Origin of the sequence: Novosphingobium sp. PP1Y, from assembly GCF_000253255.1 — a bacterium.
Lineage (GTDB): Bacteria > Pseudomonadota > Alphaproteobacteria > Sphingomonadales > Sphingomonadaceae > Novosphingobium.
On sequence record NC_015583.1, the window covers coordinates 1,074,438 to 1,098,036 of the forward strand.

Annotated in this window: 17 protein-coding genes; 9 read left to right on the forward strand and 8 right to left on the reverse strand. The window is 63.9% G+C overall.

Features of this window, described 5'->3' with window-relative positions:
• Nucleotides 1–2,274 carry a molybdopterin cofactor-binding domain-containing protein gene (locus tag PP1Y_RS05765; RefSeq protein WP_013837142.1) on the forward strand — a complete coding sequence of 758 codons (2,274 nt, stop codon included), beginning with the start codon at nt 1–3 and terminating at the stop codon, nt 2,272–2,274.
• Between the two features lie 80 nt (nt 2,275–2,354).
• Nucleotides 2,355–3,704: a cytochrome c gene (locus tag PP1Y_RS05770; protein WP_041558445.1), complete on the forward strand. Its 1,350-nt coding sequence runs from the start codon at nt 2,355–2,357 to the stop codon at nt 3,702–3,704.
• A gap of 80 nt (nt 3,705–3,784) precedes the next feature.
• Here PP1Y_RS05770 and PP1Y_RS05775 read toward each other — a convergent pair whose 3' ends face one another.
• The 6 genes from PP1Y_RS05775 to PP1Y_RS05800 form a co-directional block, all read right to left on the reverse strand.
• Nucleotides 3,785–7,000, reverse strand: a complete 3,216-nt coding sequence (locus tag PP1Y_RS05775) for an autotransporter outer membrane beta-barrel domain-containing protein (RefSeq protein ID WP_013837144.1) — start codon at nt 6,998–7,000, stop codon at nt 3,785–3,787.
• A 69-nt stretch (nt 7,001–7,069) separates the two neighbouring features.
• Nucleotides 7,070–9,418, reverse strand: coding sequence for a TonB-dependent receptor (locus tag PP1Y_RS05780; protein WP_041558446.1), 2,349 nt, complete (start codon nt 9,416–9,418; stop codon nt 7,070–7,072).
• Between the two features lie 2 nt (nt 9,419–9,420).
• Complete coding sequence (locus tag PP1Y_RS05785) at nt 9,421–10,368, reverse strand: FecR domain-containing protein (RefSeq protein ID WP_013837146.1); 948 nt, start codon at nt 10,366–10,368, stop codon at nt 9,421–9,423.
• A 38-nt stretch (nt 10,369–10,406) separates the two neighbouring features.
• Nucleotides 10,407–10,925 carry an RNA polymerase sigma factor gene (locus PP1Y_RS05790; protein ID WP_013837147.1) on the reverse strand — a complete coding sequence of 173 codons (519 nt, stop codon included), beginning with the start codon at nt 10,923–10,925 and terminating at the stop codon, nt 10,407–10,409.
• Between the two features lie 170 nt (nt 10,926–11,095).
• Entirely contained in the window at nt 11,096–13,339 is a 2,244-nt protein-coding gene (locus PP1Y_RS05795) for an arylsulfatase (protein WP_013837148.1), read from the reverse strand.
• A 242-nt stretch (nt 13,340–13,581) separates the two neighbouring features.
• On the reverse strand, nt 13,582–16,035 hold the full coding sequence (locus PP1Y_RS05800; protein ID WP_013837149.1) for a TonB-dependent receptor: 2,454 nt from the start codon (nt 16,033–16,035) through the stop codon (nt 13,582–13,584).
• 179 nt (nt 16,036–16,214) lie between these two features.
• Here PP1Y_RS05800 and PP1Y_RS24615 point away from each other — a divergent pair, with 179 nt between their 5' ends.
• Entirely contained in the window at nt 16,215–16,889 is a 675-nt protein-coding gene (locus PP1Y_RS24615) for a TetR/AcrR family transcriptional regulator (protein WP_013837150.1), read from the forward strand.
• Nucleotides 16,890–16,934: 45 nt separating this feature from the next.
• Here PP1Y_RS24615 and PP1Y_RS05810 read toward each other — a convergent pair whose 3' ends face one another.
• Nucleotides 16,935–17,636, reverse strand: coding sequence for a methyltransferase domain-containing protein (locus PP1Y_RS05810; RefSeq protein WP_013837151.1), 702 nt, complete (start codon nt 17,634–17,636; stop codon nt 16,935–16,937).
• Nucleotides 17,637–17,851: 215 nt separating this feature from the next.
• On the opposite strand from PP1Y_RS05810, the gene PP1Y_RS05815 reads away from it, so the two are divergent.
• From PP1Y_RS05815 to PP1Y_RS05840, 6 genes are read left to right on the forward strand one after another with little or no spacing between them, the layout of a single operon-like run.
• Nucleotides 17,852–18,286 (forward strand): DUF2147 domain-containing protein, encoded by a 435-nt coding sequence (locus PP1Y_RS05815; protein WP_041558618.1) that lies wholly within the window; start codon nt 17,852–17,854, stop codon nt 18,284–18,286.
• Complete coding sequence (locus PP1Y_RS05820; RefSeq protein ID WP_013837153.1) at nt 18,283–18,513, forward strand: acyl carrier protein; 231 nt, start codon at nt 18,283–18,285, stop codon at nt 18,511–18,513. The genes PP1Y_RS05815 and PP1Y_RS05820 overlap by 4 nt, the downstream gene beginning before the upstream one ends.
• Nucleotides 18,510–19,718, forward strand: coding sequence for a beta-ketoacyl synthase (locus PP1Y_RS05825; protein ID WP_013837154.1), 1,209 nt, complete (start codon nt 18,510–18,512; stop codon nt 19,716–19,718). Before PP1Y_RS05820 ends, PP1Y_RS05825 begins: the two co-directional genes overlap by 4 nt.
• On the forward strand, nt 19,715–20,809 hold the full coding sequence (locus PP1Y_RS05830) for a type III polyketide synthase (protein ID WP_013837155.1): 1,095 nt from the start codon (nt 19,715–19,717) through the stop codon (nt 20,807–20,809). Before PP1Y_RS05825 ends, PP1Y_RS05830 begins: the two co-directional genes overlap by 4 nt.
• A gap of 1 nt (nt 20,810) precedes the next feature.
• Nucleotides 20,811–21,932: an NAD(P)/FAD-dependent oxidoreductase gene (locus PP1Y_RS05835; protein WP_013837156.1), complete on the forward strand. Its 1,122-nt coding sequence runs from the start codon at nt 20,811–20,813 to the stop codon at nt 21,930–21,932.
• Nucleotides 21,929–22,504, forward strand: a complete 576-nt coding sequence (locus PP1Y_RS05840; protein ID WP_013837157.1) for a DedA family protein — start codon at nt 21,929–21,931, stop codon at nt 22,502–22,504. Before PP1Y_RS05835 ends, PP1Y_RS05840 begins: the two co-directional genes overlap by 4 nt.
• Before the next feature lie 104 nt (nt 22,505–22,608).
• On the opposite strand, the gene PP1Y_RS05845 is transcribed toward PP1Y_RS05840, so the two are convergent.
• Nucleotides 22,609–23,316 (reverse strand): hypothetical protein, encoded by a 708-nt coding sequence (locus tag PP1Y_RS05845; RefSeq protein WP_065762393.1) that lies wholly within the window; start codon nt 23,314–23,316, stop codon nt 22,609–22,611.
• Nucleotides 23,317–23,599: the final 283 nt, after the last annotated feature.

Below are 23,599 nucleotides of genomic sequence, written 5' to 3' on the forward strand. Positions count from 1 at the left end.
ATGATCGCAGATGCACCCCGGGGCAGTAACGATGGCCTGCAGCAGCTTGCGGATGGCGAGCCCTCAAACATTTCGCGTCGGCGCTTCTTGCTGGCTTCGGCCGGGGTAAGTGCGGGGGCCCTCGTCCTCGGCTTCGGTATCCCGCTGGGCAAGGCGCGGGCGCAGGAGGGCAAGTCCGCGATCCCCGAGGCGGCGGCGCACCTAAAAGTGCCCGCCTTCCTCGAAATTCGCCCGGACAACACCGTGCGGCTGCAAAGCCCGTTCATCGAGGGCGGGCAGGGCGTATTCACAGCCATGGCCCAGATCGTCGCCGAAGAACTCGACATCGATCCGTCAGCCTTTACCGTGGAGAGCGCGCCGGCGGGCAGCGAATACCTGATCGTCCCGGGGGCAGGCCGGATTACCGGTGGCAGCATGTCGGTGCGCACCAGCTACATGACGATGCGCAAGATCGGTGCATCGGCCCGGCTGATGCTGATGCAGGCGGCTTCGCAAAAGCTCGGCGTACCGTTCAGCTCGCTTACGACGCAGCCGGGCCGTGTGGTCCATGAAGCCTCCGGACGTTCGCTGGCTTACGGCGAAGTGGCTTCCGGGGCACTCGACATGCCGGTGCCCCCGCAGGATAGCCTCAAGCTGCGCGATCCCAAGACGTTCCGCTGGATCGGCAAACCGGTCGCGCGCATCGACATGCACGAAAAGGCGACCGGCAAGGCGCAATTCACGATCGACGTGGTGGTCGAGGACATGGTTCATGCAGCCATTCAGCATGCGCCGCGCCTCGGTCTCGAGGTGGGCTCGATCCGCAACGAGGACCAGGTCAAGGCGATGCGCGGCGTCGAATCGATCCATCGCCTCGACGGCGCCGTCGCAGTCGTCGCCAAGCGTTGGTGGCATGCGCGCCAGGCTGTCGAGGCCCTGCTGGTCGACTGGGCAGAACCCGGCGACAAGTCCGGCATCCGCTATATGCCGGGCGACTTCGACAGCGAGGCCTTCTCGCAGCAACTGGGCGCCAACTCCGAAGCGGGCAACGAGGCTGAGGCCCGGGGCGATTTCGCCAAGGGCTTCGACGATGCGGCGACAAAGGTAGAAGCCACGTATTTCAGCCAGTACCTGCACCATGCCCAGCTTGAGCCACCTTCCAGCCTGGCGCGGTTCAATTCCGATGGCACGCTGGATCTGTGGGTTCCCAATCAGGCGCCCGAAATGTTCCAGGCGGATGCTGCAAAGATAGCCGGAATGGAGCCGGCCAAGATCAAGATCCACTCACAGATGCTGGGGGGCTTTTTCGGTCGGCATTTCCTGTATGGACCGGGATGCTGCTATCCGCAGGCGATCAAGTTGGCCAAGGCCGTGGGCAAGCCGGTCAAGGTGATCTGGAGCCGCGAGGAAGAATTCCTGCGCGATCCCCTGCGCCCGATGGCAGCGGTGCGCTTTCGTGGCGGCCTTGACAGCAACGGCATGCCCATCGCGATCGAGGCGATCAGCGCCTGCGAGGGACCGGGCGAAGGCATTGCCAACAAGCGAGCCGAGGGCGTGGATGGGATGGCCGTCGAGGGATTGACCGGCAAATCCTACGCCATTCCCCATTCCCGCATCGCGCAGGCTTACGTCAAGAATCCTGTCACGCTTGCCTACTGGCGGTCGGTCGGCAACTCGATGAACGATTTCTTCTACGAGACCTTCCTCGACGAACTGGCGGACAAGGGCGGACTCGATCCGTTCGAGATGCGTCTGCGCCTGCTCAGGGACAACAAGCGCCTGACCACCTTGCTTCAAGCTGTCGGCGATCTGGCGGGAGGCTGGAAGCGCGGTCCGTTCAGTGCAGCCGACGGCACCCGGCGTGCGCGCGGCGTGGCCATGGCCTCACCCTTCGGATCGCACGCTGCGGCCATTGCCGAAGTTTCGATCAAGGACGAACAGGTCGTCGTCCATGAACTCTGGGAAGCGATCGATCCGGGCAGCATCGTCAATCCGGCGATTGTCGAGGCGCAAGTCAACTCGGCCATTGCACTGGGTCTTTCGCAGGTTCTGCTGGAGGAAGCCGTCTACAAGGATGGGCAGCCGGTCGCGCGCAATTACGATCTCTATCCGATCCTGCCGCCCGATCGCATGCCGCGCGTTCACGTCAAGATCGTCGAGAGCGGCGCACAAATGGGCGGTATCGGCGAACCACCACTGCCGGCCGTGCCGCCTGCAGTGGCCAATGCGGTCTCCGCGCTGACCGGAAAGCGGGTGCGCAGCATGCCGCTTTCGCGGATCAAGTTCGACACCTGAGGCGAACCTGCAAGCTCCTGTTCTCCTGTCCGCGAACCTTACCGGTTGCGGACAGGCCCTCCAGTGAACGGAACGAAACCTTGAAGAAGATTCTCACGATCCTGCTGGCCCTCGTGGTGATCGTCGGCCTGGCTATCGCATGGTTCGTCAATCGCACACCGGCTTCGCCTTTCGATGGTGCGGCCAGCGGCACGCCGAGTGCCGATCTGGTCAAGCGCGGCGAATACGTGGCCCGGGCGGCAGACTGCGTCGCTTGCCATGGCCTGCCGGGCAAGCCTGCGTTTACCGGCGGACTGGAGATGGCGACACCCATGGGTTCGATCTTCGCCACGAACATCACGCCCGACTTGGAGACCGGAATCGGCGCCTATTCACTGGCCGATTTCGACCGGGCAATCCGCCAGGGCATCGCGCCGGGCGGCGAGTGGCTCTATCCGGCCATGCCCTATCCTTCCTACGCCAAGCTAAGCGACGATGACGTGAAGGCGCTCTACGCCTTTTTCATGACCGCAGTGCCGGCAACCAGGCGGGAGAACCGCCAAAGCGAAATACCCTGGCCGCTCAACATGCGTTGGCCGCTCGCGCTTTGGAAAGCCGTCTTCACGGACGGAGGAACCTACGAGAACAAGGCCGACCGCGACGCGCAGTGGAACCGGGGTGCCTATCTCGTGCAGGCTGCGGGCCATTGCGGCGCCTGTCATACCCCGCGCGGCCTTGCCATGAACGAAAAGGCGCTGGACGAAGAGAGCGACCGGTTCCTGGCCGGAGCGGTACTCGATGGCTGGTACGCTCCCAGCCTGAGAGGCGACGGCAATATAGGTCTGGGCCGGTGGAGCGAGGACGAGATCTGGCAGTTCCTCAAGACCGGTCGCAATCGCCACGCTGTCGTCTATGCTTCGATGACAGAGGCTTTCAACAATTCCCTGCAGTTCATGCGCGACGAAGACCTTCGCGCCATGGCCCATTATCTCAAGTCGTTACCGGGTAATCCTCGCAAGGAGGGTGAGCCCTGGCAGTACGATGCTTCATCCAACCAGGCGCTGACGATTGCCAATCGCATGGATCATCCCGGCGCGCAGACCTACATGGCCAAGTGCAGCTTCTGCCATGGCGCCGATGGACGAGGGCAGGGCCAATGGATACCGCCCTTGGCAGGCTCGGCTTCGGCGATGACGAGCGACGGTGCGCCTTCGGCGATCAACATCACGCTCAACGGATCGCAGAGGGTGGTGGCTCAAGGCGTTCCCGATGCCTACCGCATGCCACCCTACCGCAACCAGTTGTCCGACAGCGAGATCGCCGATGCGCTCAGCTTCGTGCGCACGGCCTGGGGCAATCGCGGAGGGACGGTTTCGCCCGATGATGTAGCTGACTTGCGCAAGCGCACCGATCCCGCCAGCAGCCAGGTGATCATCCTGCAGATGCGCTGAAAGCCGAATGCCGGAAATAAGGAGAAGGGGGCATGGATGCATGCCCCCTTCGTTGTTTCGGGATCAGCAGACGGGGCGGCCTACCAGGCCACCTTCACGCTGCCGCGCAAGGCCAGGTTGACATGGTCATGACGATCTTCGGCCGACAGTTCGCCGCCCAGTACGAAACCGGCCGATCCGCCAAAGGCGCGAAGGCGGGCGAACCAGCCTCCGGTGGCCTTCTCACCGTCGAGCGAGAACGGGGTGCCGTCCTCGAAGTGGGCCGTCGTCGTTCCCAGGCCGCCGCTCAGGATCTCGCGCCAGCCGCCTTCGGTCTCGATGCGGAACCAGTTTTCGTCGCGTGCGCCCATGCCCATGAGGTCGGCGCCGAGCGTGAGGCCGCCATTGAGGCCAAGCTCGTCGCTCTTGCGTGAACTGACCGTCAGGTCGAGCGCTTCGCCGCCGCCGGCCTCGGTGTAGCCGCCTTCCTTGAGGCGGACGTAGTCGACGGTAACCGCCGGACGGAAATAGAGATAGCGGCTGCCACCCTCGGCCGACGCGCCTGCCGAGAACGTGACGAAGTTGCCGTTCCAGTCTCCCTCGATCTTGCGCTTTACGTCTTCCTGGCCGGCCACGCCGACGAAGTTGCGGGTGCTGTCGAAGTCGGCATGGCCATAAGATGCGCGGGTGAAGCCGCTGAACGCGCCCCAGTTGCCGCGCCAGTGCGCCGCCAGTTCATAGGAACCGGACTTGACCTCGCTTGCCGCACCGTTGGTGTGACGGTTCCACAGATAGGCGGCGGTCGCACCGAAGCGGCCGATGCCGGTTTCGTACTCACCGGTCAGCGACCAGGCATAGCCGTTGAGATCGTAGGCCGCACTGCCTGCGGTGTCCTTGTCGCTACCCCAGAAGGCCAGGTTGACGTTTACGCTGATCGGGCCGCTGGCAACCAGCGGACCTTGCGGGTCCATCAGTTGCCGTCCGATGGTCCGCGCACCCAGGCTGATCCCTTCGAAGGATCCTCCTGCATGGTCTGGCAGCATCATGCCGACCGTCTGGCGGAAAAGGTCGCCATCGGCGATGCCGAGGAATACGTCCTCAACTTCCTGATCGCGTCCGAGTGCCGCAAAGACTGCGTCGTAGGCGGATGACTGCGAACGGTTCAGGCCAAGCTCCTGCTTGGAGCGGCGGGCGACGTCGACAACGATGGTGTTCGCTGCTGCATCCTCGTCGAGCGAGGCCTTGAACATGAAGGGGACAAGGTCGGTGGCGGTTTCAAGTCCGTCCAGGCCCTCGATTGCCCCGGCGGTGAGCACCTGGTAGCTGCCTTCGGCAGTCGACACGTCGGCAAGGCGGATGGAAAGCTTCGCGCCTTCCTCGAAGGAGGCCGTACCGGCAACGGTGTAGGCACTTCCCAATCCGGCTTCCTTGTTGAGCGTGACAGCCAGCACACCGTCCTTGCCCACGTCTAGCGAGCCGATCTGCGTGGGCGTGCGCACGTCCAGCAGGCCGCCCTGAACGCTGACTGCAAGGTTCCCCGCATTGGCGAAGCTGCCCGAGAAGCGCGAGGTGCCGGCAAGCGTGAGGACATCGGCGCCCCCGCCGAAATCGACGGTGCCCAGGAATGTGGAGCTGCCGGCCAGGCTCATCGTGTCGCTTCCGCCGCCGAAGGCAACATTGCCGGTCTGCGCGGCGTCTCCCGAAAGCGCCATCGTATTGCTGCCGGTGCCGAAGGAAACGTTTCCGTTCAGCGAACCATCCGCCAGTTCGAAGCGATCGTCGCCGCTTCCCAGCTTGACGTCGCCCACGATCGAAGGCGCATCATAACCCGATGCGACCTGCGTCTGCTTCACCGTCACGCCGCTCGTTGCGGAGGACAGGTCGATGGCGATGTTGCGGCCGGAATCGGCCTTGGCACCGCTGGCCACGATACTGCCGCTGTTCTCGACAAGTGTGACCGTGCCGCTCTTGTCGACAATAGCGCTGGCCGAGCCGTTCTCACCTGCCGCCGTTGCCTTGATCGCTCCGCTGTTGCGGATGGTGGGGAGGCTGGCGCCTTCGGCGATGTGAATGGCGGTGGTTTGCGCATCCGCGGCATTGCCGCCGCTTGCCGCGACACTGCCGGAGATGCGCAGCTGCGGAGTCGAAGTGCCAGCGCCGATGCTCAAGGCCGTCGCATTGCCGCCATTGGACACGGCTGCAATGCCACCGGAAATGCCGATGCCATTGGCGATCGTGACCGCGCCGCCGCGTCCCCCGATGGCCAGGCCGGTGGCATCGACGCCGGAATAGAGGCCGCGACCTTCGACAGTGCCCTCGATCTGCAGGCCGTACTGGCTCGCCGTACCCGAGACGGGGCCGATGGCAATGTCACGGTCAGCCGCGCCGAGGACCATGGCCGGTGCCTCGCCGTAGGAAACGATTTTGGCGGAGCCTTCCTTTGCATCCTCGATCCCGTCGCCGTCCTCGTCGGCATTGTCGGGGTCGGAGTTCTTGGGCGCCACGGCAAGGACGATGCCGCCTGAGACATTGCCCTCGATTACGAGCGCCGATCCGCCTTGAAGCAGGTCATCCGCGTCGAGCTTGGAGGTATCCGAAGGCACGGTGGTGTAACGGTAGCCGGTCGAGGCTACGGTCCCCTGGACAACCATCGCGCCATCGACGTCGCCACCGAAGTGCGCGCCGACCGAATCCTCGCCCTGGACCGATACGGAGCCGGCCAATCGCACATTGCCGCCGATGTCGCCCGCTTCGATGCCGGTAGCGCGGTCGCCCAGCACCGTCGTTTGCCCATCATGCACGAAATCCCCGGTCAGTGGCCCGCCCAGCGCGATACCCGCAGAATCGTTGCCTTCGACCACGATCTTGCCGCTGTTGACGATCTTGCCGGTATGGGCGCCCGTGGTGCGGATGCCGTAGCGGTTGGAGCCGAGCGCGAAGGGGCCGTCAAGGTCGCCGTCCTTGTCCTCATCGGTCGGTTCATAAGGTTCGTCGATGGTGATCGTGCCGGAATTGACAATGTCGCCACTGGTTCCGGCCGATGCGGCAATACCGACCGCGCCGCTCGCATTGCTGACGCTGATCGCGCCGGCATTGGTCACCTTGTAGTCGCTGTCCATCGTCACGGCGGTGCCCGCGGTCAGGACGACCGAGCCGTCCTTGGTGATGTTGATCGCATCGGCGGCGCCGTTCTTGATCGTCGAGGTACGCAGCGGCGAGGTTTTCTTGGTGGTAACGTCCTCGGCATGGGCGGCCGTGGTCTGGGCCGCCGCGGCAAGAGCAAGCAGTGCAGTAGAGGCAAGCAGGTAGCGCGACATCTCAATCCCTTCAGGTCGGTTTCGACCCTTGAGACGGAGACCTTCGCGGCCAACCTTGAAGAAATTTTCTTAGAAACGGGTATCTACGCCCACGCGCAGGGTTCGCGGGCGCAGCGGCGTGACCTGTTCGCGCCCGATGCCGAAGGGCGTTCCCAGCGAAAACCGGTTGCCGCGCGAATTGGCGATGTTGGTCAGCCCGACCGTCACGCCGAGCCTGTCGGTGCCCAGCCGCAGGCTCGCGCCGCTGTCGAGATAGTCGCCCTGCGGTGCGCCCAGTTCAGGACCGATCCCGAGGCGCGATCGGCCCACGTAGCTTGCCCAGCCATTGCCGGTGAACCGTAGGCCGTGCCCGACTTCGCGTTCCCAGGTCACGCCCACCCGTCCGGCAACATGGGCAATGTTGGGCACCTGCATTGAGCGCGCGGCGAGGAACAACGGCGGAGTGTCGACCTTGCTGCGGTTCCAGGTCACACCGGCTTCCACGCGCAGACCCGGGGTCAGCGCGACGCCGCCCGATACGCTGGCCGACCAGACGCGGCCGTCGCCGATATTGGCGGTGCTGGGCAGGCCGGAGCCATCGATGAAGTCCGCCTGGATGTCCTGCCAGCGCGTATAGGAAAGGCTAAGCGCCAGATCGAAGGGGCCTGTGCCCGCGCGGCCGTGGCGGGCGCCAAACTCGAATGTCTCGGTCCGGTCGTTGCGGAAGCGGCGGACGAACTCGCTCTCGATGGCGAAGCCGCCCGGACGGAAGCCCTCCTGGTAGCGCATGTACAGCGCCGTCCCGGGCGCAACTTCGGCGTGAAGCGCAAGGGAAGGCAGGAACGTCTCGAGCGAGCGCTTCGCAGTGACCTGGGCAAGCGCCATGGCCAGTTCGCGCGAGACGTCCTCTCCCGAGCCGCCGAGGCGCGAGTAGGTGAAGCGCCCACCGGCCGTGGCCACGAGGCCTTGCATGATCCGCAGGCTTGCTTCGCCATACAGGGTCGCTTCATCGATGGTGTTGCGCACGCCTGTCGTGGAACTGCGCAGCAATTCGCTTTCGAAGCGGCGTTTGAGGACCGTTGCATTATGGGTGAAGCTGGTGCCCACCAGCCAGCTTATGCCATGCCTTTCGGGCATCCAGATGCGCGTCTCATTGGCGATCATGCGTGTCCGGTTGGCCTGCTCGAACAGGCGCGGCGCGCCTTCGGGCAGGCTGGCGTCGTAGCGTTCTCTCAGTCGCTGCCGCACGAGGCCGGTGGTGGAGCGCAGGCGCAAGTCGCCGATGCGGCCGGAAAGCACGAACTGACCCATCGCATAGTCTGCGTCGGAACCTTCGGTGACTCGGGCGGAGCTTTCCAGCGAGGGGCCGTTGCGATCGGCATACTGGCTGTCCGCCGCATCGGTCGTCTGGCCAAGCGCGATAAGATCGACGGACCATCCGGGCGAAATCTCGAAGCGGGCGCTGATCCGTCCACCGAGAATGTCGGTGCGATTGACATTGTTTCGGCCCAGGACCGGCTTGTCGATATAGCCGCCCTGTTGCACGGCATCGAGCGTCGCGCGCAAGGCCGCACTCTCGCCGCGGAGTGGCAGATTGACCGTCGCGCTGGCATCACCGCCGAAATCCCCGCCCTGCGTCAACGAACCGCCTAGAGTGCCGGAAAGCGTGGCCGCTCTCATAACCGGGGCATTGGGCACGATGCGGATGATGCCGCCCAGCGATCCTGCGCCGTAAAGGGTGCCCTGTGGGCCTTCGAGGACTTCCACGCGCGCCATGTCGGAGAGGCGCAAGTCGGGGTCGGGCGCATTGTAGGCGAGCCGCAGGTCGCCAAGGTACTGGCCGACCGTCGCCTGGGTCGGTCCGGTGAAGCTGGAATCGGCAATGCCGCGAATGAACAACTTGTTGCGCCCGCTGCCCAGGTGGGTGGAGGTCACGGTTGCAAGGCGCTGCGTGATCTTTTCCGTACCGCCTATACCTCCGGCTTCAAGCGCCTCGCCGTCGAGGATCGCAACTTGCCCCGGCACCTGATCGATGCGCAAGTCGCGCTTGGAGGCGATGACCACGATCGGTTCGGGCGGGGCGATCCGCTGCGGTGCGGCGATGGGGAGCGACGTCCAGGCCGAAGTTGCGGACTTTCGGCTTGGCTTCGGCGCTGCTTCGAGGCGCCATGCAGAGGGCGCAACTTCGACAGCATGAGCGCCAGCAGCGCGTGCCAATCGCCGAACGGCCTCGTCCGCCTTCATGCGTCCGCGCATGGAGGAGATGGATCTGCGGGCGATCTCCGGATCGGCAACGACGATGCTGGTCCCGGTCTGCCTGGCGAGGTCGCCGACCGCATCGCCCACGTTCCCGGCGCGCGTCGACACCATGGCTTCACGCGCCAGCGCCGGGGCGGGCAGAGCCAGAATGGCCGCCAGAAGCCAAGTCTCAGCCTTCACGTTCAGCGTTCGCCGATTATCCAGCGATCGCCTTCCTGGCGCACGTCGAGACCGAGCAGAGCGGCCAGCGAGCGGGGGTCCTTGCGGATGGGATCAAGGCGCAGGGAACCCGAAACCGATCCGGGCGATGACCCGGGGGCAGCGGCAAAGGCAATACCGGTGCTGTTCGTCAGATCCATGGCTACCTGCTCAAGCGATGCGGCACTGAAGGTTAGCCGGCCTTCACGCCATTCGCCAACCTGATCGGGCGAGATGGCCTCCAGCGTGATCCGACCGTCCTGCCCATTCTTGCGCAGGATCTGGCCGGGCGAAATGCGCTGGTTCTGGTCCTTGGGATTGAACTGCACCGCGCCTTCCGACACGGCGACGCTCATATCCGCACCGCGGTGGCGCACGTCGAAAATCGTGCCGACATCGACCAGCGTGTCGTCTCCCACCTCGAGGTGGAAGGGCCGCTGCGCATCGTGACGGATGGTGAATAGGGCCTGTCCCTTTGCCAGATGGGCATAGCGCGGATCGTCGCGGTCGAGTTCGATGATCGTTTCGCCGGCCAGATCGATCTGACTGCCGGGATCGAGTGCGACTGTCCGCATCGCGCCTGGCGCGACTTCGATGCGGTAGAGGTCGCGCGAGTTCGCCTGCCAGAGAGTGAATCCGCCGACAAGCGCCAGCGAGGCAGCGAGCGCGCCGCCGATCCAGCGGCGCCGGGTGGTGCGCAAGGTCGCAGCGTCCGGTTGTGCAGCCGCCAGTCCATCGTCGTTCGCCGCACCCGCGCCGATCACCAGCTGCGATGCGTCGGCGACGGCGGCGGCGATAGCGTCATAGGCATGGCCATGGGCGGGATCGGCCTCCAGCCACAGGGTGAAGGCCTCCCAATCCTCGAACTGCGGGTCACCGGCCCGCACTGCCCATTCGAGGGCTTGCTGCCGGATCGTCTCGTCAAACGTCATTACGCCCTCCTCTTGCCCGGAAGACGGAGACGATGGGCTCAAGCCTCATCGCGGGTTTCCTTCCATTCGCTGATCGCCCGATAGGCCCCGCGCAGATCGCTCTCCACGGTGCTGAGGCTCACGCCCAGATCCCGGGCGATGTCCTTCTGCGCCGCGCCATCGATGCGGTGCCGGCGAAATACCGTCGCCACGCGCGGGCCCAGCCCTTCGAGCATGCGCATGATCATTCCCGCCTCCTGCGCCGCGGCGACACGTTGCTCGGCAGAAGGTTCTGCCGGCGGATGGCCGGAATGCGCCTCGCTCCAGTCGCGCTCGCGCTTCTCGGCCTGTCGGCGCGAGCGGTAGCGGTCGATCATCAGCAGGTCGGCGGTGCGGTAAAGATAGGATAGGGGCGATGCGACGGGACCGGGGCGGCTCGACGAGAGCTTCACCCAGATTTCCTGCACGATATCCTCGGCCGCATCACCTGCCCCGCGCGCGCGCAAGAAGTTCAGCAGCTTCTCCCTGTTTTCCAGGAATGCCGATTCAAGACCCGAACGGAAAGGTTGCGAAGTCACATACAGCCGGAATGATTCTGGTTCTTGCGAGCCAGATAGACTGCCTGTTCCTCAAGGGAAAGGGGCCGACCGCGATCAATTGATCGCGGCCGGCGGATTGGCGGGCGGGTGCATGGGCTTGTCTGGGCGCGCTGCCCGGTCCCGGCTCTGCGGACAGCGCGCGCAAGTCTTCAGGGTGCGATGGTCACCACGACCTGCGACAGGGTGCCGGAGAAGGCGCTGTCAGCGACCGTGTAATCCGGATCGACCGGCGTGATCGTGTCGCGCCCGATGTCGAGGCCTTCGGTATGCGACATCCAGCCTGCGACCGTCCTGCCAATGCGCCCGCTTGCGATTTCCTTGCCGTCAAGCTGGATTGCAAGCGTTCCCGCGGTACCCGGCTTCGGTGCGTCGGCAGTAAAGCGCGCGGTCAGCTTGTGCTCGCCCGCGCCCACGGCCACGTCGCTGCGAACCGTGAACTGGTCATCGCCCACGGCATTGTAGTGGAACACCGGCTTGCCGTCTTTGAGGTAGAAGGCATAGCCGCCGAACCGTCCGCCCTGGGTGATGATCACGCCATTGGCGCCGCCTTCGGGGATGTTCGCATCGGCCTCGATGGTGAAGCTGTGCCCGATGGTATGCGGCGCTGCGTCCTCCTGAATGCGGGTGAGGCCCGGGGTATAGACGAAGCGCTTGCGGTGCCCGCCCACCGTCGGGCGGCCCTCGGTTCCCTGGCTGTAGTCGTGGATCGGCAGGATGTTGTTCTTCGCCGCTTCATCCCAGAACAGGTTCTGGAGTTCCTTGAGCTTGGCCGGGTTCTTCCTGGAAAGGTCGACTGCGGTCGTGAAATCCTTGTCGAGATTGAACAGGGTCCACACGCGCTGGTCGGGGCCGATGTCGAGCCGGCGATCGCCCGATGCACCGGCTTCCCATGCCGCGCGCTTGGGCAGGGTTCCGGCCATCCAGCCATCCCTGTAGATGCCGAAGTTTTCCATCATCTCGTAGATCTGGGTCCGCCGCGCGGATGGCGCCTTGGGCTGGGTGAAGCTGTACTTGAGACTGATGCCGTCGATCGGCTTCTGCTTGACGCCGTCGAGCACTTCGGGCGCCTTGACGCCCACCGCGTCGAGAACCGTTGGCATGATGTCGCTGACATGAGCATACTGCGTGCGCCATACCTTGCTGTCGGTAATGTGCCCCGGCCACGAGATGACCATGCCATTGCGCACGCCGCCGGCCTGCGATGCAACCTGCTTCCACCAGGGGAAGGGCGCATTGAGGGCCCAGGCCCACTGGGCCGGGAAGTGGTTGTAGACTTCCGGTCCGCCGAAGTCGTCGTAATGGCGTGCCAGTTCCTCGAAGCTTTCCGAACGCCCGGTGATCGTCGACTGTTCGAAGGCGAGGCCCTGCAGGCCTCCCTCGGCGCTGCTGCCGTTGTCACCCTCGATGTAGACGATCATGGTGTTGTCGAGTTGGCCTGAGCGGCGCAGTTCGTCGATCACCCGGCCGGTCTGGTAGTCGGAATAGGCGACGGTCGCCGCGAAGACCTCCATCAGCCGGGCGTAAACCTTCCGGTGCCTGGCATCGAGCGAGGACCAGGCCGGCATCGAATCCGGTCGCGGGCTTATCTTCGCATCGGCAGGAACAATGCCCAGCTTCTTCTGGCGCTCGAAGATCTGCTGGCGCAGCACGTCCCAGCCCTGGTCGAACTGCCCTGCGAACCTGTCGATCCACTCCTTGGGCGCATGATGCGGGGTGTGCGACAGGCCGGGCGCATAGTAGATGAAGAAAGGCTTGTCGGGCGCCACCGCATTCTGCTTGCGAATCCAGTTGATCGCATGATCGGCCATGTCGGCTTCGAAATGATAGCCGGGCCTGTTGTGCGGCGGCTCGAGCGGTGTCGTGTTCTCGACGATGCTGGGATTCCACATCGACGTGTCGGCCGAGAGGAAGCCGTAAAAGTATTCAAAGCCGAGGCCCACCGGCCAGCGGTCGTATGGCCCTGCCATGCTCATTTCCCATTCGGGAGTCAGGTGGCCCTTGCCGAACATGGCGGTGTTGAAGCCGTTCTCCTTGAGGATCTGCGCCATTGTCCCGCCGGACTTGGGAATGACCGTCGTATAGCCGTCATACCCGGTCGGCAGGTTGGTGACGTTGCCCATGTTTACGTTCTGCGGCAGCCGTCCGGTAAGCAGCGAAGCGCGCGTGGGCGAACACAGTGCGGTCGTGTTGAAGCGCGTGTATTTCGCCCCGTTTTGCGAGAGCGCCTCGAAGGTGGGGGTTGGAACCGGTCCGCCGAACGTGCTGGTGACGCCGAAGCCGACGTCGTCGGTCATGATGACAAGGACATTGGGCGCATTCTTCGGCGCTCTGGGTTCGGAAGGCCATTGCGGAGCATGGGTTTCGGCGACCGTCCGCCCGACCTTGCCCGCCATCGGGTCCGCCGCCTGGGCGAGAGCGAGTCCGGGAACGACCGCGACTGCCAGGGCCGTGGCACCGATCCAGCGCAGTCGCCGGCGCATTTGTCCGGGATTTCGGTTCGATTGGTTCATCGCTCAGGTCCTCTCTTCATGTTTTGCCATGGGATCGGAACTCCGGCCGATCACCGGTGTAGGAGGCTGGGGAGATGAGGAACCGGCCAGTGCGGCAGGACTGCGGTTCCTCACCGTCCGCCCCCTCAGTACTTGAACGTGATCTGCGCGGTGACCGTACGCGGATCGGCAACATATCCGATTTGGTCGGCGTGGAAACCTCCCGCCGTCCCGGTGCCGCCACCCGAGCTCGGGGCGTCCTGCGCGCCGTTGACATAGAACGTGTTGGTCAGGTTCTTGCCAATGATGGCGAACTGCAGGTGGTCGTCCTTGGTCGAAAGGCGGATCTGCGCATCCAGAACGCCGTAGCTCTTCTGGCGCGAGTAAGGATTGCCGAAGGCCGTGGGCAGGTAGCTGCTCTTGAAGCGTCCGTCGGCGGACAGGTTGATCTTCAGGCTCTCGCTGACGTCGGTCTCATAGCTGGCGCCAAGCGCGCCGGTCCACTTGGGCGCATTGGCCAGTTCCACGCCGCTGAGATCCTGCGCGGCCCGCGGGGTTGTCGTATAGCAGCCCTGGGCGATGGTCTGGCCGGTCCAGCACGGAGCGCCATCGTACTTGTCGTAAGCGGCCTTGTTGTAGTTGAGCGAGCCGTGAAGTTCGAAACCCGGCAGGGCATAGGGCGCGAACTGGAAGTCGCTTTCGATGCCCTTCGTAATGGCCGAACCGGCGTTGTAGGTGGTGAAGGCAAAGACCGGCGAATTGAAGAAGTCGATCTGCAGGTCCTTGTACTTGTACCAGAAGGCACCGAGGTTGAACCGCAACTGGCGGTCGAACAACTGCGTCTTGATACCGCCTTCGAAGCCTCGCGCCGTCTCGGGTCCGAAGGTGAAATCGTCGACCGATGCCAGCGGTCCGTAGATGCCCGAGTTCGAGAAGCCGCCCGACTTGTACGCCGACTTGTAGCCGGCATAGACGGTCACGGCATCGCTGGGCTCCCAGGTCACGGTAAATTCGGGCGACCAGTTGTCGAACGATTGGCTGGCGGTGAGGGTCACGCCGGGCGAGAAGACGCCGAGCCCCACGAGGGCCGGGTTGGAGTAAGGCTGGAGGAACGAACTGTCCTTGGTCTCATGCGTGTAGCGCACGCCGCCGGCCAGTTCGACCTTGGGAATCGGGCGGAAGATGGCCTGACCGAAAAACGCAAGCGTTTCGCCCTTGGTGGTTGAATCCTTGGAGTTTCCGACAAAGCGGAAACCGTCTGGTGCATCAGAGTTCTCAAGCCCGGCCTGCGCCGTCCATGCCAGATAATTGCGCTTTGTGGTCTGGTAGAGGCCGCCCACCATGAAGTCGAACATGCCACCGAAATCCGAAGTGGCGCGCAGTTCGTCCGAAAAACTGTGGTAGTTTGTATCCTCGGTGGCGTAGAGCCCCACAGGCGATGCCGCTATCACATTGGCATCGATCTTGAAGATATTCCTGTTCCAGTTGTAGTTCGCGACATTGGTCAGCGTTATATTGTTGTCGAGTTCGTAGTTGATCGTCCCTGTCGCGCCCCAGGACTTGTACTTGTTGCCGGGTGTGCCATCGTCATTGCCGTGGGGAATGTCCTGGGCCACCTCGATCGGCGCGGAGCCCTGGTACGTCCGGAACTTCTTCTCGCACGGCACATTGGCGTTGAGCTGCGCATGGCCGCCATTGCAGTTGTAGAATACATAGTTCGAAAGTGGATTGTCCGACCGCGCGTCGTTGAAGCTGGCTTTCAGGTTCGCTGTCAGGCGGCTGTCAGGCTTCCAGACGAGGGTGATGCGGCCGAGCAGATCGCGCGTACCCTGCTTGCGAATCGGATCGGCACCGGGCAGGAACCGGGTGTCACCGGTGGCAACATCGGTCAGGCGCCAGGTTTCCGCCTCTCCGCGATTGGGAAACAGGGAACCGTACTGCTTGCTGGCCCGCACTGCGAGGCGGGCCCCGAAGGTGTCGCTCAGGGGCCCTGAGGCGATGGCTTCACCGGTCAACTGCTTGGCATTGGCCTCATAACCCACCCTGGCGAGAAATTCAGGCGTGTCTCCGGGATCCTTCGTTGCCATGGAGACCACGCCGGCGGTCGCGTTCTTGCCGAAGAACAGCGCCTGTGGACCCTTGAGTATTTCTATCTGGCCGAGGTCGAAGAAGCCTTCGTTGATCGTGCGGCCCTGACCGTAATAGACCGAATCCACGACGACGGCGACTGACTGTTCGAGGCCGATCGAAGTGGTGTTCGAGCCGATGCCCCGCAGCACCAGGGTAGCGCCCGAGCCCGTGCCCGCGCGGCCGACGGAGAACTGCGGGGTCGAAGCCGAAAGCCGCTCGAGGCTCGTCAGGTCGTACTTTTCGATTGTCTTGGCATCGACGGCGGTAATCGCGACCGGAACGTCCTGCGTCGATTCTGCACGCTTGCGCGCCATGACAACGATTTCGCCGATCCCGCCCCGGGGTTCGTTGTTCTCGGCTCCGCTGGCCGCGGACTGATCCTGCGCGTGGGCCGGAATGCCTGCCAGCAGACCCGCAGCGGTCCCTGCAAGCAGCAGATTTCGAACGTGCTTGTAGTGTGATTTGCCCAAGTTCTCTCTCCCTCGTTCGCTTCGCCTTTGGCGAGGCGTTCCCTCAGCGGTGAGTTCCCCGCTTGCCCCCGGACAATGATGGAGAGCCAAGTTTAAATCACCTGTTTGTTTAATTAGTGTGTTTGAAATTTGCCTGAAAGCCTATACCCTCCGTCCCGGTCCTGTGGCAGAGGCAAGAAATGCAAAGCAAAAACAGCGAGAGGGCCAGGGCCAACGAGCGCACGCCAAGGACGAAGCGGTCGGAGGTCACGCGCCAGGTCATCCTGGAAGCGGCTGAAAATCTCTTCGCCAACGACGGCATCGAAGCTACCTCGATGCGCGCGGTCGCTTTGGCTGCGGGGCAGTCCAACGTCGCGGCCGTGCAATATCACTTCGGCGACAAGCAGACCTTGCTCGCCGAGATCTTCGAATGGCGCGTGCAGCTTATGGAACCGCGCCGCCAGGACATGATCAGGCAGTTCGGCTCAATCGAAGGCTGCACGATGAGCGAGCTGCTCTCGGTCATTTTCCTGCCCTATCTCGACATGTGCAATGCGGCCGGCGCCCACGTCTATGCGCGCCTGCTGCTCGAATATCTCACGCTCTACGGTCGCTTCGCCCTGCAGCACCCGGCCGAAGATCCGCAGCGCCCGGATCTCGCCATTGCCCGGGCCATCAACGAATTCGATCGGCGCATGGATGCCCATCCCGCGGTGGCCCGGCGCCTGCACCTGACCATGATCACGACAGGATTCCTCGGCGTGATCAGCGAGTACGACCTGCTCAAGGCAAAGGGCCGGGCAGAAGTGCCCCTGGAAGACCTGGTCGCCCAGATGATAGAATTCTCCGCTGTCGGGCTCGAACACCTGAAATAGACAATCGACTTACCCGACCATCCGGGCACCCAAGATCGTCCGGCGCTAGCTGCCTTTCAGGCATTCCACCGAAAGGCGAAAGGCGAAGCGCCTTGCTATCCCGACACGTTCGGGATCGATGCCCGCGCCGGTCAGGATCTCGATCCAGTCCTCCTTGCGGAAGGACCGGGCGATAGAGAGCTGGCCGTCTTCGCGCACGATGCGGTGGACCCCCATTGCGCGGGCGAGCCATGGATAACCGTGATAGGCGAACCAGTGGCGGTGCAGGTCGCTGATGAGCCAGCCTCGACGTGCGCGGCTGTCCATGTGGTGCAGGAAGGCCGTCAGCTGCGCATCGCTCATGTGATGAGCGACCTGGCTGCTGACGATGTAGTCGAACGCTTCGGGCTGGTCGCCATAGTCGCCGGTTCGAAAATCGATGTCGAGACCGTCCGGGGTCGCGGCGCGGGCGATCGGCTCGCTCCGGGGGTTGATGTCGACACCGACGAGCCGCGCCGAGATCCCTTGCCCTCGCGCCCATCGCGCAATAGCGCGAAGCAGGTCGCCGTGCCCGAATCCGACATCGAGCAGGCTGAAAGCGCTAGCCCCCCTCGTGGCCTTGCGCAGATATGCCAGGGCGGGGTGGGCCGTGAAGGTCCAGCGATTGACCCGGGCCAGATCGCGCAGGACCTGCGCATAAGTCTGAGCGTCCAGATCAAGCGCATCCATCTGTTCTTCCAGTCGGGATCGCACTGCAAGTGACGCCATCGGCATTCCCCTTTTCATCGGACGCAAATCGGGGCCCTCGGCCCAAGCGCAACAATCTGGCGTTCTTGTGCGTTTCACGATTAATTGCATGGACTGTCCAGTCCCAAGGCGTGATAGTCGCGCAGATGAACAGCAAGCGCGAAGGGTTCGAGCACCTTGCCGAAAGAAACACGCAGGCGTCGTCATGGCAGCGGACGGGGAGCCGGTTCCATCCAATGAAATTCGTGCCGGTTACCGTGATCATCGGGCTGTCTGCACTGGCGGGCTCCGCAAGCGCAATGCCTTCCCGCGGGATCTTCGGGCGGTGGCTGACCGACGATGGTGCCGGGATCGTCGAAGTGAAGCGTTGCGGCGCATCGCTCTGCGGCACGCTGGTGCGCGTTCTCGATCCCGAGGCTCCGGCCCGTGACGTCAACAATCCGGATGCTTCGCTCAGGGATCGACCGCTGGTGGGGGTGCGGATCATTTACGGCATGCATCCCGATGGCGATGGTTGGAAAGGCGGGCGCGCCTACGATCCAAAAGCTGGCCGCAGTTACCGCGCCTCTATTGCCCTTGGTGAAAAGGGTCGCCTCGATGTAACCGGATGCATTCTGTTCCTGTGCCAGACCAAGCACTGGACCCGTGTTGCCGAGGAGAGCGGCCGTTGACGAATGAAGACATCATGGCCCTGATTTCGCAGGAAACCGGTCTCGAACGCGAAAAGCTGGCGCCTGACGCCACGCTTGCCACCCTCGACATATCCTCGATAGACCTTGTGAGCGTCCTGTTCGAGATCGAGGACCGCTTCGGCGTCGAGATCCAGCCCGAAGATATTCCCCCCGAATCCACCCTTCAACAACTGATCGACCGGATCACGACCGGCGCCAAGGCATGATGCACAAAGTCGTCATCACCGGCATGGGGTGCGTCAGCGGCCTTGGCAAAGGTGTGGAGGCGAACTGGTCGGCCTTGCAGGACGGGGCGAGCGCAATTCGGCCTATCCAGCGCGAAGGTTTGGGGGGCATCGCCTCGTGGATTGCGGCGGAGGACAGCGGACCTGTGCATCTCGCATCGGCCGATTTGCGCGCACTGGGCAAGCTTGATCCGCTCTCCCTTCATGCCATCGAAGCTGCGAGCGAGGCCGTCGAACAGTCTGGCCTGCGCGGCCATCCGGTCCTGCACCACCGGACTGCTGTTCTCATGGGGTGCGGCAGTGGCGGCAATGCCACCATCGATACCGCCTATGAGCGCCTTTTCGCCAAGGGTCAGGCCAAGGTCCACCCGCAGACCATCCCGGCCTCGATGATTGCTGCGCCCGCCGCGCAGATCGCCATGCTGCTGAAGGTCCATGGGCCGACCTTTACGCTGTCGAGCGCCTGCGCCTCGTCCGCCCATGCGCTCGGCGAGGCGATGCACATGATCCGCAGCGGAAGGGTCGACGTCGCAATTGCCGGAGGTGCGGAGGCGTGCCTGTCGCAGGGATCCTGGACAGCGTGGCGTTCCCTTGGCGTACTCGCACCCGACGCCTGCCGTCCATTTTCCATTGAGCGCAAGGGTATGGTGCTGGGCGAAGGGGCTGCAGTCATGGTGCTCGAAAGCCAAGAGCACGCCGTGGCGCGCGGTGCGACGGTCATCGCCGAACTGGCCGGTTACGGCGCGTCCAGCGATGCCGCGCACATGACCGCTCCGGACGTTGACGGGATCGCAATGGCAATCCGCGCCGCTCATGCCGATGCTGGCGTGGAAGCGGACGCTCCTGCACTGATTTCCTCGCATGGCACCGGTACCCAGCTCAACGATCCGGCGGAGGCGGCGGCCATGCGGGCGGTCTATGGCACGGCGCTCGATCGCCACGACGTCATCGCGACGAAGTCTGCCCATGGCCACATGATCGGCGCCGCAGGAGCAATGGAATTCCTCTTGGGGATCAGGTGCCTTGTGCACGGCATCGCCCCGCCCATTCTCAATCACCTCGGCACCTCTGCGGACTGCGCCTTGCCACTGGTCCTGTCGCGGCAGATCATCGATCACGAGGTCCTGGTGTCGAACAGCTTTGCCTTCGGCGGCCTCAACGCGGTCCTGATCGGACGCAAGCCATGAGCGCTGTGACCGCCCATATCAATCGCATAGGCACGGCCAACCCGCCGCACGGCGTGCACGATGCTTTCCTGCGCTTCGCCACGGCCGGCCTGCCCGATGACAAGACGCGCAAGCTGTTTGGCCGCATGGTAGAGCGGTCGGGCATCGAGCAGCGCTTTTCGTTTCTCGAGCCGGTGACGCTGCCTGACGGGACGGTCACCGATCGGGACGATTTCTACGGCACCGGCGAATGGCCGAGTACCGCGCAGCGTATGACGCGCTATGCCAGCGACGCGCCGCGGCTTGCTCTCGATGCCATCCTCGCTCTCGATCCGGACATTGCGGCACAGGGCATTACCCACCTGATCGTTGCTTCCTGCACCGGCTTCATGGCCCCTGGGCTGGATCAGGTCATTATCGAAAGAGCAGGGCTGGATCCGCGCATCGAGCGCACCGTCGTCGGTTTCATGGGCTGCTACGCCGCCGTCAATTCGCTGCGTCTTGCCCATCATATCGTCCGCTCGACGCCGCAGGCCCGGGTCCTGGTGGTCACGCTGGAACTGTGCAGCCTCCATTTCCAGCGCACCGCCGACTTGGGCAAGCTGCTTTCGATGCTCCTTTTCGGCGATGGCGCTGCGGCGGCGCTCGTCACGGCGGATGCGAAGGGGATTGCACTCAAGGATTTTCGCGCAGCGACGATCGGGGGGACGGCCGATGCCATTACCTGGGACATCGGCGATCAGGGGTTCGACATGCACCTTGGCGGTGAAGTCCCGTCGCGCATCACCGAGGCGCTGCGCCGGGAGCGCGACATTCCCGAAGGATTGCTGCGCGGTCAGACGCCGGAGGAATTCTCGCTCTGGGCCGTCCATGCCGGTGGACGCACGATCCTCGACGCGGTTGAGCATGGCCTTTCCCTGCCCGAAGGTTCGCTGGCACCCTCGCGCGAAGTCCTGCGCGAATACGGCAATATGTCTTCGGCGACGCTGATGTTCATTCTTGCCCATATGCTCGAGCGCCGGGAGCAGAGGCGGGCGCCGCAGCCCGGCCTGGCCATCGCCTTCGGTCCGGGCATGGCGGCAGAAAGCTTTCGTTTCCAGCTGCTGGGTTGAGATGGCCGATGCGCTGATCCTTGGCGGGGGACTGGCGGGAGGCGCCGCAGCCCTGCTGCTCGCCCGTGCGGGGAAGTCGGTTTGCCTTGTCGAACGCGAAACGGGTCCGCATCACAAGATCTGCGGCGAATTCCTCTCGATCGAAGCCCATAGTCATCTCGCCGATCTCGGTATCGATGCAGCAGCGCTGGGCGCCGTGCCGATCGATCGCGTACGCCTGATCTCGGGCCCCGCACGGATCGACGCGGCCTTGCCGTTCACTGCACTCGGCCTCAGCCGTCATATCCTCGATGAAGTGCTTCTTGAACGCGCGGAGGCAGCCGGTGTCGCGCTGGAGCGGGGCGTTCGGGTCCTTGAAATGTTCGGAACGCGCGTGCGCACGAGCCTTGGAGAGCGCAGCGCCGGGACCGTCCTTTTGGCGACGGGCAAATTGCCGGTACGGGAGGGCGGGCAGGAGCGCAAGGAAAAGGACTCTGATCGCTATGTCGGCTTCAAGATGCATTATCGTCTTTCGCGTCCGGCGCAGGAGCAGCTTGCAGGCGTGGTGCAACTGACCCTGTTTGAAGGCGGCTATGCCGGGCTGCAGATGATCGAAGGTGGCTGCGCCAATCTGTGTCTTATCGTCAGGCGAAGCCGGCTTTCGCAGATCGGCAGGAACTGGTCTGACATGCAGGCGATGCTGGCATCCCTCCCGCGCGGCGGCGAATGGCTTTGCGAAGCCGAGCCCTTGTTCGCCAAGCCCGTCACGATCGGAAACCTAAGCTATGGCATGGCGCCGGCCTGCCGCCCGGACGACCCGGTATTTCGCCTGGGGGACCAGGCAGGCATGACGGCATCGCTGACCGGTGACGGCATGGCACTTGCCTTGCGCAGTGCCTTCATCGCGGCCGAGTGCCTGCTCGAAGGCAAAGACGCCGCGCACTATCGTCAGCGCCACCGTGCCCAAACCGGGCGCCAGCTAACCCGCGCCATGGCCTTGCAGCGTGTTCTCGAACATCCGGTCCTGCGCACGATGGGCGTCGGCCTGCTCAAGATGCGGCCGGGCCTCCTCACGCGCTTTGCGCAAGGAACGCGTCTGGGCGCGTACCCGGGGCTGCCGGAGCGGGTAATGGTCGCGCCATGACGGTTTCGGCGATCATCGCGCGATACGGGCTCATCGCCATCTTCGTGGGGGCAGGGCTCGAAGGCGAGACGGTCGTCCTCGCAGGAGGGCTCCTCGCACACCATGGCCTGCTGAGTTTGCCCGGCGTCCTGGCAGCGGCGGCGGGAGGCTCATTTCTCGCCGACCAGATCTTCTTCTTTATAGGCAGGCGCTACCGGAACCGCGGCAACCTGTCCCAGCTGAGGCAAAGGCGCGGCTTCGCACGGGCCCTGTCATTTCTGGAGCGCCACCCAACCGGCTTCACCCTCTGCTTCCGTTTCATCTATGGTCTGCGCACCGTCAGCCCGCTGGCCATCGGCACCTCGTCCATACCTACCGCCCGCTTCATCCTGTTCAACGGGATTGCGGCCACGACCTGGGCCATCGTCATCGGGTGCATCGGTTTTGGCTTCGGCCACGGGTTCAGCCAGGTGTTCGCGCACCTGCACAAAGACTTGCGCTTCGTCCTGTCGTTGCTTGTCCTGCTGGCCCTTTGCCTCATCGGCGCCGGCGTCCAGAGGTGGAGAAGGCGGCGCACGATCCGGTTGGACTGATGCCCGGGCCAGCGCTGCGTCCTGCCGAGTTCGACCGGACGGTCTTCGGCCGAACGTCCATTTTCGTTCGTGTAGTAGTTGCTCCCGACGACTGGACTTCGTCTTCAGAACGAAGTCGACATTCTCAGGGCGACCTCGTTCTGGTGCGGGACCGGCTGACCCGGCGCAATGGCTTTGCTTCCGGTCCTCGCCTCAAGGCTCATCAGGGCGTGGGCGAACAGGGCAGGGCCGGCGACGGGCATTTCGAACACGAGGCGGGCGCCTTGCGCTGCACCGGATTCGCCATTGGTCATCCGCATTGCGTCATCCTGCAGGGAATGTCCGCCCCAACCGCCTTGTGCAAACCACCCGCATCGCACGCGCCAGCCGGAGGCGTGTCGCACAGTCGCCTCAAGGCCCGTTTCGACGGTCTTAGTCTTGGCGACGAGCAATGCGGACTCGCGATCCATCCTGCTGGTCATTCCTGCATGTGCGCGCAGCCGAAGTTCGGTGTCTGCACCAATGTCCTGCCAGCCTTCGACGCTGACCTGCCGGGCATGAACCTTCATGCGCGCGTCGGAACCGGGTTCGTCGCCCGGATGCCGAGATCGCAGTGACACGAAATCGAGGCCCCAGCCGGAAATTCCGCTGTCATCCACAAGCCGCCTGGTTCTGGCGCGTTCGATAGTGATCCGATCCGATGTCGACCACTGCAGATCCGCAGGCGCGATGCGAAGCGTTGCAATGCCGGGCAGATTGCTTTCGCCGGCTTGAGCCGGAGGCGCAATCGTCACGGCAAGCAGGCCTGCGATTGTCAGGCTTGGGCGGTTCATTGCGGCCTCCACGATAGCTTGTGCCCTGCGGGTTTCCCTGACTAAACGTCACCGCATGGCAAAATCCGCAGCCCGGATGCTCTTGGCCGATGTTCCATTGCAACTGCATCGGGGGCGATGTGCCGGACGGTCGCTTCGAAGCCGTCATCCGTTAGAGCGACAGACGTCTCGCTTCCAACGGCCTCATCGGTGTCGTCACGAGCAAGATCGCACCATTCCCGCTCCATTCCCGCTCCTTGAACCCACATTGAGCCCCCCAAACCGTTTGCCGGTCGAAGGCCTT